Origin of the sequence: Plantactinospora solaniradicis (assembly GCF_042658085.1) — a bacterium.
GTDB classification, from domain to species: domain Bacteria; phylum Actinomycetota; class Actinomycetes; order Mycobacteriales; family Micromonosporaceae; genus Plantactinospora; species Plantactinospora solaniradicis.
Window position 1 is genome coordinate 416,775 of sequence record NZ_JBHSPR010000010.1, and the last position, 15,002, is coordinate 431,776.

A 15,002-nucleotide genomic window follows, 5' to 3' on the forward strand; every position below is an offset into this window, starting at 1 on the left:
CCCGGCGTCCATTCACCCAACCTGCCGCTGCTGACCCTACGTGACAAGGAGGCCGCGGTGCCTGTCACGTACACCAGCGGCCTCCTCTCCGTGTCACCCCGTCTCGGCCGTACGTCCCCGGTCACGACGACCCGGGCCGTACGTCGGGCGGCTCAGGCCTGGCCGACCTCGAACCGGACGAACCGGGTTACCTCGATACCCGCCTCGGCGAGCACCTGCTTCACCGACTTCTTGTTGTCGGCGACCGAAGCCTGCTCGAGCAGGACGTAGTCCTTGAAGAAGGCGTTGACCCGACCCTCGACGATCTTGGACATGGCCGCTTCGGGCTTGCCCTCCTCGCGAGCGGTCTGCTCGGCGATACGGCGCTCCGAGGCGACGGTCTCGGCCGGCACCTCGTCCCGGTTGACGTACTTCGGACGCATGGCGGCGATCTGCATGGCGACCCCGCGCGCGTCGGCGTCACCGGCCTCGTCGGACTTGCCGGTGTACTCCACCATCACGCCGACCTGCGGGGGCAGGTCCTGCGCCTTCCGGTGCAGGTAGACCGCGACCGGCCCGTCGAGTGCGGCGAAGCGGTTGAGCACCAGCTTCTCGCCGATCTTGGCGGACTGCTCCTGGACGGCGTCGGCGACCGTACGGCCGTCGGCAAGCGTGGTGCCGAGCAGACCCTCGGCGTCGGTCACACCGGCCTGCGCGCCGTGCTCGACGAGGAGCTGCGCGAACGCGATGAAGTCAGCGTTCTTGGCGACGAAGTCGGTCTCACAGTTGAGTTCGAGCAGCGCCTTGCCGGAGTGCGCCACCAGACCGTTGGCGGCGGTGCGGCCGGCGCGCTTGCCGACGTCCTTGACGCCCTTGACACGCAGGAACTCAACAGCCTTGTCGAAGTCGCCCTCGGCCTCGGTGAGGGCCTTCTTGCAGTCCATCATGCCGGCGCCGGTGAGGTCCCGGAGCTTCTTGACGTCCGCGGCGGTGAAGTTGGACATGACTCTCTCTTCGGTGTGTAACGCGGCTGATTCGGTGGTCTTCTGCGGTTACCCCGATCCGGGGCCACCGTGCCTCGTACCAGGTCGGGTTCCGCCGGCCAGACGACCGGCCGGCGGAACCCGACGGCGACATCACTCAGCGGCGACGGTCGCCGGCTCGGCGGCCTTCTGCTCCGAGTCGCCGTCGGCCTTCTTCTCGGTGTCCTCGATCAGCTCGCGCTCCCACTCGGCGAGCGGCTCGTCGGCGCCGACCACACCCGGCTCGGGCTTCTCGTCGGTGCCGCGACGCTTGCCCGAGCGGGCGATCAGACCGTCACCGACGGCCGCCGCGATGACCTTGGTCAGCAGCTCGGCGGAGCGGATCGCGTCGTCGTTACCCGGGATCGGGAAGTCGACCTCGTCCGGGTCGCAGTTGGTGTCGAGCACGGCGATCACCGGGATGCCCAGCTTGCGGGCCTCGTCGACGGCGATGTGCTCCTTCTTGGTGTCGACCACCCAGATCGCGGCCGGAACCTTCTGCATGTCCCGCAGCCCGCCGAGGGTGCGGGTCAGCTTGATCTTCTCGCGGGACAGCTGCAGGGTCTCCTTCTTGGTGTAACCCTGCGCGGTGCCGGACAGGTCGCCGAGCGCCTCCAGCTCCTTCATCCGCTGGAGCCGCTTGTAGACGGTCTGGAAGTTGGTCAGCATGCCACCGAGCCAGCGGTGGTTGACGTACGGCTGGCCGACCCGGGTCGCCTGCTCGGCGATGGCCTCCTGGGCCTGCTTCTTGGTACCCACGAAGAGGATGCTGCCGCCCTCGGCGACGGTCCCACGGACGAACTCGTACGCCTTCTCGATGTAGTCGAGGGTCTGGCGGAGGTCGATGATGTAGATACCGTTGCGCTCGGTGAAGATGAAGCGCTTCATCTTCGGGTTCCAACGCCGGGTCTGGTGCCCGAAGTGGACACCGCTCTCCAGCAGTTGGCGCATGGTCACTACGGCCATGGTGGGGTGCTCCTTTTGTCCCTGGTTGCTCACGCCCGGCCGGCGGCCTGGCGTCCTGGCGCCGGATCGCCGGCCATGACGGACCCGACCAAGATCGGGACCAGGGGGCCGTCGCTCCACGGACAGACCGTGGAGAGGGCGCGCGAGGTCGACCGCACGAGGCGGTCGCCAATGTCCAAGTGTACGCCCCCGCCCCGTCCACCAGCACACAAACCCCCTCCGGGGCTCCGGCGCTGGTCAGCGCGGTCACTTCCACGCTACCGGTGGCTACTGGCCGGCTCCGCGACCGCCCCTGCACCGGCTCGGCGGTCAGCCCGTCGCGAGCGCCGCCGCGACGAAGAGCACGAGCCCGATCGTGAGGTACCCGGTGGGTGGCCGGAGCCACGCCCGGACCGGATCGCCGAGGGTCGCCGCACTGGTGATCAGCCCGTAGAGCCCGGCGGCGAACATCGGCAACCCGAGTACGAGAAAGACCCCGGCGAGTACCGCGGAGGGCGAAACCGGACCTCCGACCGCACCGTCGAGCAGCACCCGGACGGCCGGCACCTCGAAGACGAGGGCGAGTATCGCCAAGATCGCTGCCAACCCCGGGCGACGGGTCCGGTAGACCCCGTCGGCACCGGCCAGGCCGACACTCCCCAACTGTCCCGGGGCACCAAGGCCCGGCGCACCGTGACCCGACGAGTCAAGGCCCGGCGCATCGTGACCCGGCGGAGCCGGCGCGGCAGGACGACGCAGCGCCGCCCGGTCGATGGCCTCGGTGCGGAAACCGGCCGCGTCGGCACCGGCCGCCGTGCCTCCGCCGCCGGAATGCGACTCGACCTGGGGCACCAGGTTGGTGGGCTGGTCCAGTGGTCCGGACTGCTCGGCACCCCGCCCGGGTTGCACGATCGGGTAGCCGGACAACGGCGAGCGGCCGGGATCCGCCCCCGTCGCCGACGATGGCGGCTGGCCGGGGTCGGCGGGCGGCGCGCCGTGCCGACCTGTTCCGTGGCTGCCGTACGGCAGGCCCGAGCCGCCGTCGACGCCGCCACCGCCCGCGATCCGGTACGGGCTGTCGACCGGGTCGACGCCGGAGCCGGCCGGGATCCGGTACGGACCCTCGTGCCGATCGGCGCCGGCGAACGTACCGCCGGCCGGGTCGGGACCGCCACCGTGGAGAGCAGCCGGGTTCCCGGCGTGGCCCGGCGACCCGCCGTCCGGGCCGGCACCCGAACCCCGGCCCCGTTCGGCGGCGTCCCGGGACCATTCGGCGGGCGGATAGCCGGGATCGACTCCGGACCCGCCCAGGCCGAAGCTCGGCAACGGCACCTCCAGCGAGGCGCCGGCCTGGTCCCCGTACCGCTCGGTCCCGGTGTCGGAGGGCTGCCCGTACCGGGCGTCCGGGACCGGACCACCGCGCTGCGTCGGGGCCAGATGGTCGGCACCGGAATAGCGGTCCTCACCAACGTCACGCCACTGCTGGTCGGGATAAGCGTGATTGCCAGCCCGCCAGCCGGGCACCTGCTCTTCCGGGAGGTTGCGTTGTTGGTCCACGGCCAGGGACCGTATGTGACCTGCGTGGCTGCTCGCCAGTTAGCTGACCCAGATGCCGGCTTGCCAGCGGATATTCCGGTTTCGGTGAGTGCGTCGGGAGGTGATCAGCATCGCAGCGCCGACCCCGGTGACAGATCCATACTTCCCGCCATGAACACCGTCGAGCAGACTCGGCTGGCCCGGTTGTTCCAGCATTTCGCCCGGCATGAGTTCCACGGCCACTCCCCCCGCTACGAGTTCCTGTCCGAGGTGGTCGCCGGCCGCCCGGAGTTGGCGGCCCCGTTGCTGGCCGCGGGTCCGGGACAACGGCGGCCGATCCTCTTCTTCGCCGCGGTGCAGTACCTGCTCCGCACCACCGCGCACGGCCATCCGCTCGCAGAGTACCTGCCGGGGCTGGGCGGGTACGGCGAGATCGGCCCCGACCTGGCGGCGGCGTTCGCCGACCTGGTGGAGACCCGTCGGGACGAACTCGCCCAGCTCTGCGCGACCCGCAGCACGCAGACCAACGAGGCCAACCGGGCCGCGCTGCTCCGTCCCGGATTCGGGCGGGTGGCACAGCTGTGGCCGGAGCGCCCGCTGCACCTGGTCGAACTGGGAGCCAGCGCCGGCCTGCTGCTCCGCGCCGACCGGTACGCCTGCCGGTATCTGGGCCCCGACGGGCGGACCGCGACGTACGGCCCGGCCGGCGTGCCGCCGGCCCTGACCATGACCTGCGAGGTACGCGGCACGGGCTGGCCGGAGCCGGCGGCAGTCGATCCGACGGTGGCCGCCCGGACCGGAATCGACCTGGCGCCGATCGATGCCACCGACAGCCGGGCGACCGACTGGCTGCGGGCCTGTGTGTGGCCGGAGCAGACGGACCGCCTCGATCGACTGGACGCCGCGCTGGCGGAGGCGGGGCGGGACCACCTGCGGCTGGTGGCCGGCGACATGGTCGAGACCCTGCCCCGGGTGCTGTCCACCGTGGCCGACGACGCCCTGCCCTGTGTGTTCGCCTCGAACGCGGTGACGTACCTCGGCCAGCCGGACCGGCGCCGGCTGGTGGCGGTACTCGCGCAGGTGGGGGCACGACGGGACCTGGCGGTGCTGCTCAACGAGGCGTCCGAGGCGGGTGCCGAACTCTTCCAGGATCACCGCCCGGCTGCCGCCGGCCCGGCCGGAGTGCTCTCGGTCGGCCTGCTCACCCTGGTCACCTGGCGGAACGGCCGGATCGGCGTCGAGGTCCTGGGCCGGACCGGTCCGCACGGCCAGTGGCTGGAGTGGCTGGCCCACCCATAGCAGTTCGGATGCATGATCGTCCGGCTGTCCACAGGACGGCCGGATATCCACAGCTGTGTGATCGGGGGCTTCTGCCGGGCCGGGATCGAGGGCACGGTCATTCCCATGACAGCGGCGAGCGAGGCCGTCGGCGCGTACGGCGAGCGGTGTGCCGTACGGCACCTGGTCGGGGCCGGGATGCGGGTGGTGGCCCGAAACTGGCGGTGTACCCACGGCGAGATCGACGTCATCGCCTGGGACGGCGACGTCCTCGTCTTCTGCGAGGTGAAGACCCGACGGAGCGACGCCTTCGGCACGCCCGCCGACGCGGTGGTCGGCAGGAAGGCCCGACGGCTGCGTCGGCTGGCCGCCGAGTGGCTGCGGACGACGGGCGTACACGCCGGGGAGGTCCGCTTCGACGTCGTCGAGGTCTACCCGGCGCGGGCCGGTGCCGCCCGCGTCGAACACCTCGCCGCGGCGTTCTGAACCGGGCCCCTGATGCCGCACCTCGTACTCCTGACGCCAAACATCCCGGACGCCAGCCGGAAATCCTTGTTGCCAAGGCATGGCAACAAGACGAGACTCCTGATCGTGCCCTCGCCCGATGCCGATCCAGCCCCGATGCCCGACACGGCGCCACCCGCGCCGATCCGACGTTCCCTGTTCCTCCACGCACCGATCCACCGGATGCCCCGGGCGGTGCTGCGGCAACTGCTCGACCAGGTCGACGAGGAGACACCGCCGGCCGGTCCAAACGGACCCGTCGCCCGGCTGGAGCGACGGATCGGTGAGCTGCTCGGCACCGAGTCGGCGCTGTTCTTCCCGACCGGGACGATGGCCCAGCAGGTCGCGCTCCGGATCCACGCCCAGCGCCGGAGCCGGCTCGGCTTCGCCGGCCATCCGCAGAGCCACCTGGACGTCTGGGAGGGCCAGGGCTACAACGCGGTCCACGGGCTGCGGTTCCACCCGGTCGGGGACCGCTACCAGTTGATGACCGACGCGGACCTGGCGGCGATCGGTGAGCCGCTGGCCGCGGTCGTCTGGGAGTTGCCGCAGCGCGACATCGGCGGGCAGCTTCCCGAGTGGACGGACCTGTGCGCACAGGTGGCCGGCGTCCGGGCCCGGGGCGCGGCGGCGCACCTGGACGGCGCGCGGATCTGGGAGGCGCAGACCTACTACCGTCGCCCCTTCAGGGAGATCGCCGGCCTGTTCGACACCGTCTACGTGTCGCTGTACAAGGCCCTGCTCGGGGTCCGGGGCGCGGTCCTGGCCGGCGACGCCGCGACCATCGCCGAGGCGGCGGTCTGGCGGACCCGACTGGGCGGAAACATCCACGACGCCTGGCCGCTGGCGCTCGCCGCACTCGCCGGGCTCGACAGGCTGCTGCCTCGGATGCCGGCCTTCCGGGACCACGCGGTCGCGATCGCCGCCGCGATCAACGCGGACGGGGCGGCCTTCGCCTGGCCCGACCCGCCCCAGACACCGATCTTCCACGTGCACCTGCCCGCGCCCAGAGCGGCGGTGGAGCGGGCCGGAACCGAGATGATCGCCGAGCACGGCACCCAACTGTTCGCCCGGGTACGAACCGGATCCGACCCGAGGCGGTCGAGCTTCGAGATCACCGTGGGCGAGCAGGCCATGGCGTTCACCCCGGACGAGGTGGTCACGCTGCTGCACGAGTTGCTCGATCGGGCCGGCGCGGGCGGCGGTCAGCCCGGGTAGCGGGCGCCGTTGAAGGTGACGCGAAGCGCGTACAGCGAGGTCGAGGCGGCGATGAACAGGTGATTGCGCCTCGGCCCGCCGAACGCGAGGTTGGCGACCGCCTCGGGTAGCAGCAGCTTGCCGAGCAGGGTGCCGTCGGGATCGAAGCAGTGCAGGCCGTCCCAGGCTGCGGCCCAGACCCGTCCGGCCTCGTCCAGTCGGATGCCGTCGAAGCGACCGAAGTCGCACTCGGCGAAGACGTCCCCGCCGGTCAGGCCGCCGTCGGCGGTGACGTCGAAGACCCGGATGTGGCTCGGCTCCTGCCGGGTGTCGACGATGTAGAGCCGCCGCTCGTCCGGGGAGAAGGCCAACCCGTTGGGCCGGTTGAAATCGTCGGCGACGATGCGTACCCGGCCGGTCCGCGGGTCGATCCGGTAGACGTGACAGGCGCCGATCTCGCTCTCGGCCCGGTTGCCCTCGTAGTCGTCGCTGATGCCGTAGCTCGGATCGGTGAACCACACCGAACCGTCCGCCCGCACGACGACGTCGTTCGGGCTGTTCAGCAGCTTGCCGTCGTACCGGTCCGCGAGCACGGTGATCGAGCCGTCGTGCTCGGTCCGGGTGACCCGCCGGTTGCCCTGCTCGCAGGTGACCAGACGGCCCTGGCGGTCGACGGTGTTGCCGTTGGCGTACCCGGACGAGTGCCGGAACACCCCCACCGCGCCGGTCGTCTCGTCCCACCGCAGCAACCGCTCGTTGGGAATGTCACTCCACACCAGATAACGACCGGCGGCGAAGTACACCGGTCCCTCCGCCTTCCGCGCGCCGGTGTGCAGGCGCTCGACGACGAAGTCACCGTCGCAGCCGGCGAACCGCTCGTCGACGAGGTGGAACCGTGCGGGGATGACGTCCGACATTGAGGCCTCCAATGGCTGCGTCGAATGAGGATCAAGCATCCAGCCTGAACACCAGATGTTGTATGGTCAAGGCGCCAATGTCCCAGATCACACTCGGAGCAGATCGTGCTTGACGAAACGGACCGTGCGCTTCTGGCCCAGTTGCAGCGCGACGCCACGCAGTCGTACGCCGCGTTGGGCGCGGCCGTCGGCCTGTCTGCCGGGGCGGCGCACGAACGGGTCCGCAAGCTCCGTGAGCGGGAGGTGATCCGTCGGACCACGGTCGACATCACGCCGACGGAGGTCGGCCGGGGCGTGCTCTCCTTCGTCCTGATCGAATCCAACGCCTGGATGGGCGATCCGCCGACCCGCGACGCGCTGCTGGCCCTGCCGGAGATCCAGGAGGCGCACATCATCGCGGGCCCCGCGTCCGTGCTCCTGAAGATCAGGACAGCCAGCACGGAGGAGTTGCAGGGGACGCTTCGACGGATCTTCGGTATCGACGGGGTCACCGGAACCCAGACCATCGTCGTCCTGGAGACCGCATTCGAGCGCCCGCTGGACGTCCGCGCCGCGTCGGCCGAGCCGACCTGACCGGAGCCGTCCCGGCAGGCCGGGCCGCCCGCAGGCCGCCGCGCGGACGGTACGCCTAGCACAGTCAACGCTTGATCGTCCGGATATCCACAGCACACCAGGTTGTCCACAGGTCCCGATCGCCCGGCTTCCTCACCGCGCCCGGCCAGGGCACCGTCGTCCCCATGCCGGTGCCGACAGATCCCACCTTCGGGTACGCCCGATGAGTTACGCCAAGGTGCTCTGCGTGGGGCTGGTCGGGGTGACCGGACACATCGTCGAGGTCGAGGCCGACCTGGCGCCGGGGCTACCCACCGTCCTGCTGTCCGGGCTGCCCGACACCGCGCTCAACGAGGCCCGGGACCGGGTACGCGCCGCGATCGTCAACTCCGGGCAGCGCTGGCCGAATCGCCGGATCACCGTCAACCTGCTCCCCGCGACGCTGCCGAAATTCGGCTCGGCGTTCGACCTCGCCATCGCGGCCGCCCTCCTGGCCGGTTCGGGTGAGCTGCCGCTGGCCCCGCTGGACCGGGTGGCGGTGCTGGGCGAGTTGGGACTCGACGGAGCCGTACGCCCGGTCCGGGGCGTACTGCCGATGGTCGCGGCGGCCGTCCGGGCGGGGATAAGCCGGGTGGTCGTACCGCTGGACAATGCCGCAGAGGCAGCGGTCGTGCCCGGCGTACGGGTCCGCGCGGTCGACACCCTGCACCGGCTGGTCGCGTTCATCCGGGACGGCGCCCCGCTGCTGGATCCACCGTCCGGGCAGCCGCCCGCCGCCCACCCCGGACCCGACCTCGCCGACGTGGCCGGGCAGGGGTTCGCCCGGCGTGCCCTGGAGGTGGCCGCGGCCGGGGGTCACCACCTGGCTCTGCTCGGCCCGCCCGGGGCCGGCAAGACGATGCTGGCCGAGCGGCTGCCCTCGATCCTGCCCGAGTTGGATGACGCGGCCGCGCTGGAGGTGACCGCACTGCACTCCATCGCCGGCCTGCTACCTCCGGACGGCCGGCTGCTGCGCCGACCGCCGTTCCAGGCACCGCACCACACCGCGACAGTCGCGTCCCTGGTGGGTGGCGGAACCGGGCTGGCCCGCCCCGGATCCGTTTCACTGGCACACCGTGGCGTCCTCTTCCTCGACGAGGCCCCGGAATACACCAGGGGCGCACTCGAGGCGTTGCGCCAGCCGCTGGAAAGCGGCCGGATCGTCCTGACCCGGGCCAGGGGCGGCACGGAATATCCCGCCCAGGTGCAGCTGGTGATCGCGGCGAACCCGTGCCCATGTGCGAAGCCCTCCGGCGACATCTCGTGCGAGTGCACACCGCTGGCCCGGCGCCGCTACCTGGGCCGGCTTTCCGGTCCACTGCTGGACCGGATCGACGTGCAGGTGACGCTGAATCCCTTGACCGCGGCCGAGTTGATGGGTGCCGGGCAGACCGTCGAATCCTCCACGGTGGTCGCCGAACGGGTCGGCAAGGCCAGGGCGGCGGCCACCGCCCGCTGGGCGGCGGGCGGATGGCGGATCAACGCCGAGGTGCCGGGGCCGCAGCTGCGTCGTCCCCGATGGCGGCTGCCGGCCGACGACACGCGGACACTGCGACGGCTGCTGGACAGCGGCACCCTGTCCGCCCGTGGTTTCGACCGGGTCATCCGGGTGGCCTGGACGATAGCCGACCTGGACGGCCGGGACCGCCCGGACTCCGGTGACGTGGACGAGGCGACCCAACTACGGACCGGAAGCATGGCATGACAGATCCGCTTCCACCGACGTCCGGCGCACCGTCCGGAATGGACGAGATCCGGCTGGCCCGCATCGCCCTGGCCTGGCTCGTCGAGCCCGGGAGCCGATCGGTGTTCCGGCTGGTCGAGCGGTTCGGCCCGGTCGACGCGCTGCGCCGCCTGCTCGCCGGGGAGGTGGCGGACCAGAAGCTACGGTCGACGGTCGAGTCCCGGCTCGGCGCCGGAGATCCGTGGGAGGCCGCGAACACCGCCGCCGAGCAGACCGGACGGATGGGTGCGCGGCTGGTGACCCCCGAGGACGAGGAGTGGCCGGCGCGGGTACAGGACCTGAAGAGGCTGACGCTGGCCAGCGCCGACCGCAGGGTCGACCAGGAAACCGCGCCACCGCTCTGCCTCTGGGTGCGTGGCGCCTGGCCACTGGACGAGGTGTTGCAACGCTCGGTGGCAGTGGTCGGTTCCCGGGCCGCCACCCCGTACGGGCTGCACGTCGCCACCGAGATCGCCTTCGGCCTGGCCGAACGGAACTGGACCGTCGTCTCCGGCGGGGCGTTCGGCATCGACGCCGCCGCGCACCGTGGGGCGTTGAACGCCGGTGGCCTGACCGTGGCGGTGCTCGCCTGTGGGGTCGACCGGCCCTATCCGATGGGGAACACCGCCCTGTTCGACCGGATCGCCGACGTCGGCCTGCTGGTCAGTGAGTGGCTTCCAGGGGCGGCGCCGCTGCGCCCCCGATTCCTGATCCGGAACCGGGTCATCGCGGCGGCGACGCTCGGAACGGTGCTGGTCGAGGCGGCGGCCCGCAGCGGCGCCACCCAGACGCTGCGCCGGGCGCTGGCCATGCGGCGACCGTCGATGGTGCTGCCCGGACCGGTCACGTCCGCGATGTCGGTCGGGGCGCACGAGTTGCTCCGCGAGCATCCCGAGGCCCGGCTGGTCACCGGGGTGCCGCACATCCTGGAGGAGGTCGGGCGGATCGGTGCCGACCTGGCCCCGCCGGTTCGCGGCCCGGAACGGCCACGGGACATGCTGGACGACGAGTCCGCGCTGATCCTGGAGTCGGTACCCCGGCGAGGCGCTTGCGGACCGGATGCCCTGGCCGCGCGGGCCGGCATCGACCTGCGCACCGCGCTGCGGAAACTCTCGATGCTGGAGCGGCTGGGGCTGATCGTCCGCCGCGACGACGGGTACGCGCTGGCACCGGCCGGCGCCCGGCCCTCCAGCGGCCCGCCTCGTCAACCGGCCCGCTGAGTACCGGTTGCGATCGGATCGCCACGAGCCGGGCGCGTGCTCGCAGCCCGATCAGATCGGCGGGACGTTGACCCAGTACCGGATGTCGTTGGTGCGGTTCGCCGAGTTGGAATTGAGCTGGTCCCGAATCCAGTAGATCGCCGTCCGGTACCTGGCGATGTCGGACGTGTTCGGGTTGTTGATGCCGGTCTCGCCGTTGCGGTGTCCGGCGAACCAACGGTCGGTGCCGTAGTAGCTCTCGCTGGCGTGCCGACACTGGACGTCCGTACTCAGGTCGCTGTTCAGGACCGCGCCGTTGTTCCAGTTGCCGGTGCTCTGTCCCCGGAAGCGGGAGCAGGCGTTCCGGAGCATGAACCAGTTCTGCTTGAAGATCCCGAAGTTCGCGGCGTCACCCGACTTGTTGTCGCCGTACGGGTAGTTGGTCTGCATGTTGTCCGTCTCCAGCATGGCGATGGCAAGGTCCAGTACGTTTCCGCCGGCCCTGGTAACCGCCTGCTTGCGGGACCCCAACCCGCTCACGGTGTAGGAACCGCAGGTCGCGCCGGACGGGCAGGCGAGGCTGCCGCCACCACCGCCCCCACCACCACCGCCGGTGTCGGCGGGACCCCCACGCACCACACAGGACTGGTTGTTCTCCCAACCCCAACCGTCGCCGTCCGGGTCCGTGGAACTGCCGTTCACGCAGTACGGATACCCGTTCGGCGCAGGCTCGGCGCTCGCTGGCGAGGCCGCGAGTAGGCCACCAGCGGCGACCATCGCGACCGTCGTCACGAGCATGACGAGACGTTTCATCCGAACCTCCTCCTTGTAACAGTTACGTGAATCGATGTCTTGTCGGAATGATGAAGTACTTAATCGGTTAAGTCAATGGCTCCACACCGTACGGTCTATCGCTACTGAACAGAGCGGCTAGCGGATGAACCGATACAGCAGACGCCTCGGCAGTCGGAGGCCGCCTCCTCCGGCGGGATCGGGGCCGCGTCGCCCGGGTCCGCTGTTCGAACCGGCCGGTTCCACCGGACGGCGTACGCGACACTCCGGCGAGCCCTCTTGACGAGGGCGCCACACCGAGTCCACCGTCACGGGTGATGAGTCGCGCCGACCGCAGCACCCGTACCCTTCACGAAGCCCTGCCGCCGCCCCTGCGGGAGGCCGTCGACGAGTTCGCCCGGCATCTCGCCCGGGTCGACAACCGGTCGGCGCACACCGTCCGCGCCTACGTCGCCGACGTGGTCTCGCTGCTCGACCACGCCGGACGGATGGGGTGTACGGAACCGCGCGACCTGGACATCACCGTGCTGCGGAGCTGGTTGGCGAAGCTGCGTACGCTCGGAGCGGCCCGTGCCTCGCTGGCCCGGCGAGCCGCCTCGGCACGTACCTTCAGCGCCTGGGCGCACCGGACAGGGCTACTGGAGACGGACGTCGGCGCACCACTGGCGAGTCCCCGCGCGCACCGGGAACTACCGACCGTACTCCGTGCCGACCAGGCGACGGAACTGGTCCTCGCACCCGGAGACGATCCGTCCCCGCTCGCGTCCCGGGACCGGGTGATGCTCGAACTCCTCTACGCCACCGGCATCCGGGTCAGCGAACTGTGCGGCCTGGACCTCGGTGATGTCGACGCCGCCCGTCGGGTGGTCCGGGTGCTGGGCAAGGGCGGCAAGGAACGTTCCGTGCCGTACGGGCTGCCGGCACAGCGGGCACTCGACGACTGGCTCCGGCTCGGCCGTCCGACGTTCGCCGGACCGACCAGTGGCGCTGCCCTGCTGCTCGGCGTACGCGGTGGGCGGCTCCAACCCACCGTCGTCCGGCGAATCGTCGGCGACTACGCCCGCGCCGCCAACCTGCCCCGGACCAGCCCGCACGGACTCCGGCACTCCGCCGCGACCCACCTGCTGGAGGGCGGCGCGGATCTGCGGACCGTCCAGGAACTGCTCGGGCACGCGACGTTGTCGAGCACGCAGATCTACACCCACGTCTCGGTGGAACGGCTGCGCGCGGCGTACCGCCAGGCCCACCCCCGGGCGTGACGGACACGGGCCCAGCCACCGCTGAGCGGCCAGAGCCCACCGACGGCCGGGAAGTCATGTTCCGGCCGGACCCCCGGTCCGTACCGGGATACGATCATTCGATGAGCGCCGCCGGGCCGCAGCCGCCCGTTCCGATCCCCGGCGCCCGACTCCTGTTCTCCCTGGACCCGGGCGTCGCCCATCTCAATCACGGCTCGTACGGCGCGGTCCCGATCGGGGTTCAACGAACCCAGCAGCGGCTGCGGGACGAGACCGAGGCCAATCCGATGCGGTTCTTCAACCGTGGACTGGTCGATCGGATCACCCATGCTCGGCGGCACCTGGCCGGCTTCCTCGGCGCCGACCCGGACGGAACCGCGCTGATCGGCAACGTCACCATCGGCGCCGCCATCGTCCTGCAATCGCTGCGCCTGGAGCCCGGCGACGAGGTGGTCTGCACGGATCACGGGTACGGCTCGTTCGCCCTCGCCGTCGATCGGGAGGTCCGCCGCACCGGAGCGGTCCGCCGCACCCTGCCGGTGCCGCTGGAGGCGACCGACGCGGAGGTCATCGAGATCGTACGGAGCGGCATCCGTGCCGGCCGCACCAAATTGCTCATCGTCGACCAGCTCACCTCGGCGACGGCCCGGTTGTTCCCAGCCTCGGCGATCGTGGCGGTGGCCCGGGAACGAGGCGTTCCGGTGCTGGTCGACGGGGCACACGCACCCGGCATGCTGCCGTTGCCGGTCGACACGATCGGCGCGGACTTCTGGGTCGGCAACCTGCACAAGTGGGGATACGCACCGCGCGGCACGGCGGCACTGGTGGTGGCACCCCGCTGGCGGGACCGAATCGAGCCGCTGGCCGTCTCCTGGTACGAGGACGCCGGTTTCCCCACCCGGGTCGAGTGGCAGGCGACGCTCGACTACACCGCATGGCTCGCCGCGCCGGTGGGACTGTTCACGCTTCGTACGCTCGGGCTCGAACGGGTCCAGGCGCACAACGCGGCAATGGCCGCGTACGGGCAGTGGGTGGTCGGCCAGGCCCTCGGCATAGCGCCGGCCGATCTGCTCCACCCCGGTGGGCCGACGGTCGCGATGCGACTGCTCCCGTTGCCCGCCGGTACGGCCAGCACGATCGACGATGCCATGGCGCTACGGCAGCGGGTCGGCGACGAACTCGGGGCGGAGGTCGCCATCAACCCCTGGCAGGGCCGAGGGTGGCTGCGGCTGTCCGGCCAGGTCTACAACCGGGCGGAGGAGTACGAGCGGCTCGCCGAACGCCTACCGGCCCTGCTCGCCACCCTGTCCTGACCGGCACCCCCACCGCGACCGGGATCCCGACCGCGACCGGCGTCCCGACCGCGACCGACAGGACGGACGTGACCGGCAGCAGCCGGACCCTGCCGAGCCCCAGCAGCAGGAGCGGATCGAGGTATTCGTCTCCCCGGCGCAGCCCCCAGTGCAGGCAGGCCGCCCCGACGCAGCCCGGATGCCCGGCCAGGAGTACGCCGAGCGGATCTCCGGACCCGACCTGATCGCCGGTCACGACGGCGGAACGCACCGGCTCGTAGGTGGTGCGCAGCCCGTCGGCGTGCGAGACGCTGACCACCGGACGGCCGGCGACCATGCCGGCGAAGTGCACCACCCCCGGCCCGGCGGCGCGGACCACGGCTCCGGAGGGCGCGGCGAGATCGACGCCCCGGTGTCCTCGCTGCCACGGCTGTGGTGGAGGGTCGAACCGGCGTACCACCCGTGGGGTGCCGTCCAGCGGCCAGCGGAACTCGGTCCGCACCGACGCCGCCTGACGGGGCTCGGCCTGACGGGGCTCGGCCACCACCGGCCGGACGACGCCGGCGCCTCCCACAACCGCCCTACCGGCCGGGACAGCCGCTCCCCGCGACTCCCGGGCCTGGACCGACGACCCGGCCAGAACCGACAACAGTGGAAACAGCGACAGCAGCGACAACAGCGACAGCGGAAACGCGACTGTCCGACGGTGCCATGTCCTTCTCATGGTTTCGCAGCGTCGCCTCGCCCGGCCTGCGCCGCAATCACCCGGACCCGGATCTGTGCACAACT

The 15,002-nt window shown here is 71.4% G+C and carries 13 protein-coding genes and 1 pseudogene; 8 read left to right on the forward strand and 6 right to left on the reverse strand.

Annotated elements, in window-relative coordinates; translation table 11 throughout:
- Positions 1-152: 152 nt before the first annotated feature.
- The 3 genes from tsf to ACFP2T_RS14375 all read right to left on the reverse strand — a co-directional run bounded on the left by tsf (position 153) and on the right by ACFP2T_RS14375 (position 3,503).
- A complete protein-coding gene (tsf, locus tag ACFP2T_RS14365) occupies positions 153-983 on the reverse strand; it encodes a translation elongation factor Ts (RefSeq protein ID WP_377421613.1) in 831 nt (276 codons plus the stop codon).
- Positions 984-1,115: 132 nt separating this feature from the next.
- Positions 1,116-1,967, reverse strand: a complete 852-nt coding sequence (gene rpsB / locus ACFP2T_RS14370) for a 30S ribosomal protein S2 (RefSeq protein ID WP_377421614.1) — start codon at positions 1,965-1,967, stop codon at positions 1,116-1,118.
- Positions 1,968-2,276: 309 nt separating this feature from the next.
- Entirely contained in the window at positions 2,277-3,503 is a 1,227-nt protein-coding gene (locus tag ACFP2T_RS14375; protein WP_377421616.1) for a hypothetical protein, read from the reverse strand.
- Between the two features lie 150 nt (positions 3,504-3,653).
- Here ACFP2T_RS14375 and ACFP2T_RS14380 point away from each other — a divergent pair, with 150 nt between their 5' ends.
- The 3 genes from ACFP2T_RS14380 (at position 3,654) to ACFP2T_RS14390 (ending at position 6,482) form a co-directional block, all read left to right on the forward strand.
- Positions 3,654-4,781, forward strand: a complete 1,128-nt coding sequence (locus ACFP2T_RS14380; protein ID WP_377421618.1) for a DUF2332 domain-containing protein — start codon at positions 3,654-3,656, stop codon at positions 4,779-4,781.
- A 105-nt stretch (positions 4,782-4,886) separates the two neighbouring features.
- Positions 4,887-5,246: a YraN family protein gene (locus ACFP2T_RS14385; protein ID WP_377421620.1), complete on the forward strand. Its 360-nt coding sequence runs from the start codon at positions 4,887-4,889 to the stop codon at positions 5,244-5,246.
- Between the two features lie 135 nt (positions 5,247-5,381).
- Complete coding sequence (locus tag ACFP2T_RS14390; RefSeq protein WP_377421622.1) at positions 5,382-6,482, forward strand: threonine aldolase family protein; 1,101 nt, start codon at positions 5,382-5,384, stop codon at positions 6,480-6,482.
- On the opposite strand, the gene ACFP2T_RS14395 is transcribed toward ACFP2T_RS14390, so the two are convergent.
- Entirely contained in the window at positions 6,470-7,378 is a 909-nt protein-coding gene (locus tag ACFP2T_RS14395; RefSeq protein WP_377421624.1) for an SMP-30/gluconolactonase/LRE family protein, read from the reverse strand. The genes ACFP2T_RS14390 and ACFP2T_RS14395 overlap by 13 nt on opposite strands.
- 105 nt (positions 7,379-7,483) lie before the next feature.
- On the opposite strand from ACFP2T_RS14395, the gene ACFP2T_RS14400 reads away from it, so the two are divergent.
- The 3 genes from ACFP2T_RS14400 (at position 7,484) to ACFP2T_RS14410 (ending at position 10,912) form a co-directional block, all read left to right on the forward strand.
- Entirely contained in the window at positions 7,484-7,951 is a 468-nt protein-coding gene (locus ACFP2T_RS14400; RefSeq protein ID WP_377421625.1) for an Lrp/AsnC family transcriptional regulator, read from the forward strand.
- A gap of 202 nt (positions 7,952-8,153) precedes the next feature.
- On the forward strand, positions 8,154-9,674 hold the full coding sequence (locus tag ACFP2T_RS14405; RefSeq protein ID WP_377421627.1) for a YifB family Mg chelatase-like AAA ATPase: 1,521 nt from the start codon (positions 8,154-8,156) through the stop codon (positions 9,672-9,674).
- A complete protein-coding gene (locus ACFP2T_RS14410) occupies positions 9,671-10,912 on the forward strand; it encodes a DNA-processing protein DprA (RefSeq protein WP_377421628.1) in 1,242 nt (413 codons plus the stop codon). The genes ACFP2T_RS14405 and ACFP2T_RS14410 overlap by 4 nt, the downstream gene beginning before the upstream one ends.
- A 51-nt stretch (positions 10,913-10,963) precedes the next feature.
- Here the strand turns inward: ACFP2T_RS14410 and ACFP2T_RS14415 are convergent, their stop codons facing one another.
- Positions 10,964-11,704: a carbohydrate-binding domain-containing protein gene (locus ACFP2T_RS14415; protein ID WP_377421630.1), complete on the reverse strand. Its 741-nt coding sequence runs from the start codon at positions 11,702-11,704 to the stop codon at positions 10,964-10,966.
- Positions 11,705-12,000: 296 nt separating this feature from the next.
- Between ACFP2T_RS14415 and ACFP2T_RS14420 the strand changes: the two genes are divergently transcribed.
- Both ACFP2T_RS14420 and ACFP2T_RS14425 read left to right on the forward strand, forming a co-directional pair.
- Positions 12,001-12,942 carry a tyrosine recombinase XerC gene (locus ACFP2T_RS14420; protein WP_377421632.1) on the forward strand — a complete coding sequence of 314 codons (942 nt, stop codon included), beginning with the start codon at positions 12,001-12,003 and terminating at the stop codon, positions 12,940-12,942.
- A 101-nt stretch (positions 12,943-13,043) separates the two neighbouring features.
- The gene (locus tag ACFP2T_RS14425; protein WP_377421634.1) at positions 13,044-14,234 is read left to right on the forward strand and encodes an aminotransferase class V-fold PLP-dependent enzyme; all 1,191 of its coding nucleotides are present in this window, start codon (positions 13,044-13,046) and stop codon (positions 14,232-14,234) included.
- 70 nt (positions 14,235-14,304) lie between these two features.
- Here ACFP2T_RS14425 and ACFP2T_RS14430 read toward each other — a convergent pair.
- A pseudogene (locus tag ACFP2T_RS14430) lies at positions 14,305-14,937 on the reverse strand (murein hydrolase activator EnvC family protein); the annotation flags it as partial.
- Between the last annotated feature and the right edge of the window lie 65 nt (positions 14,938-15,002).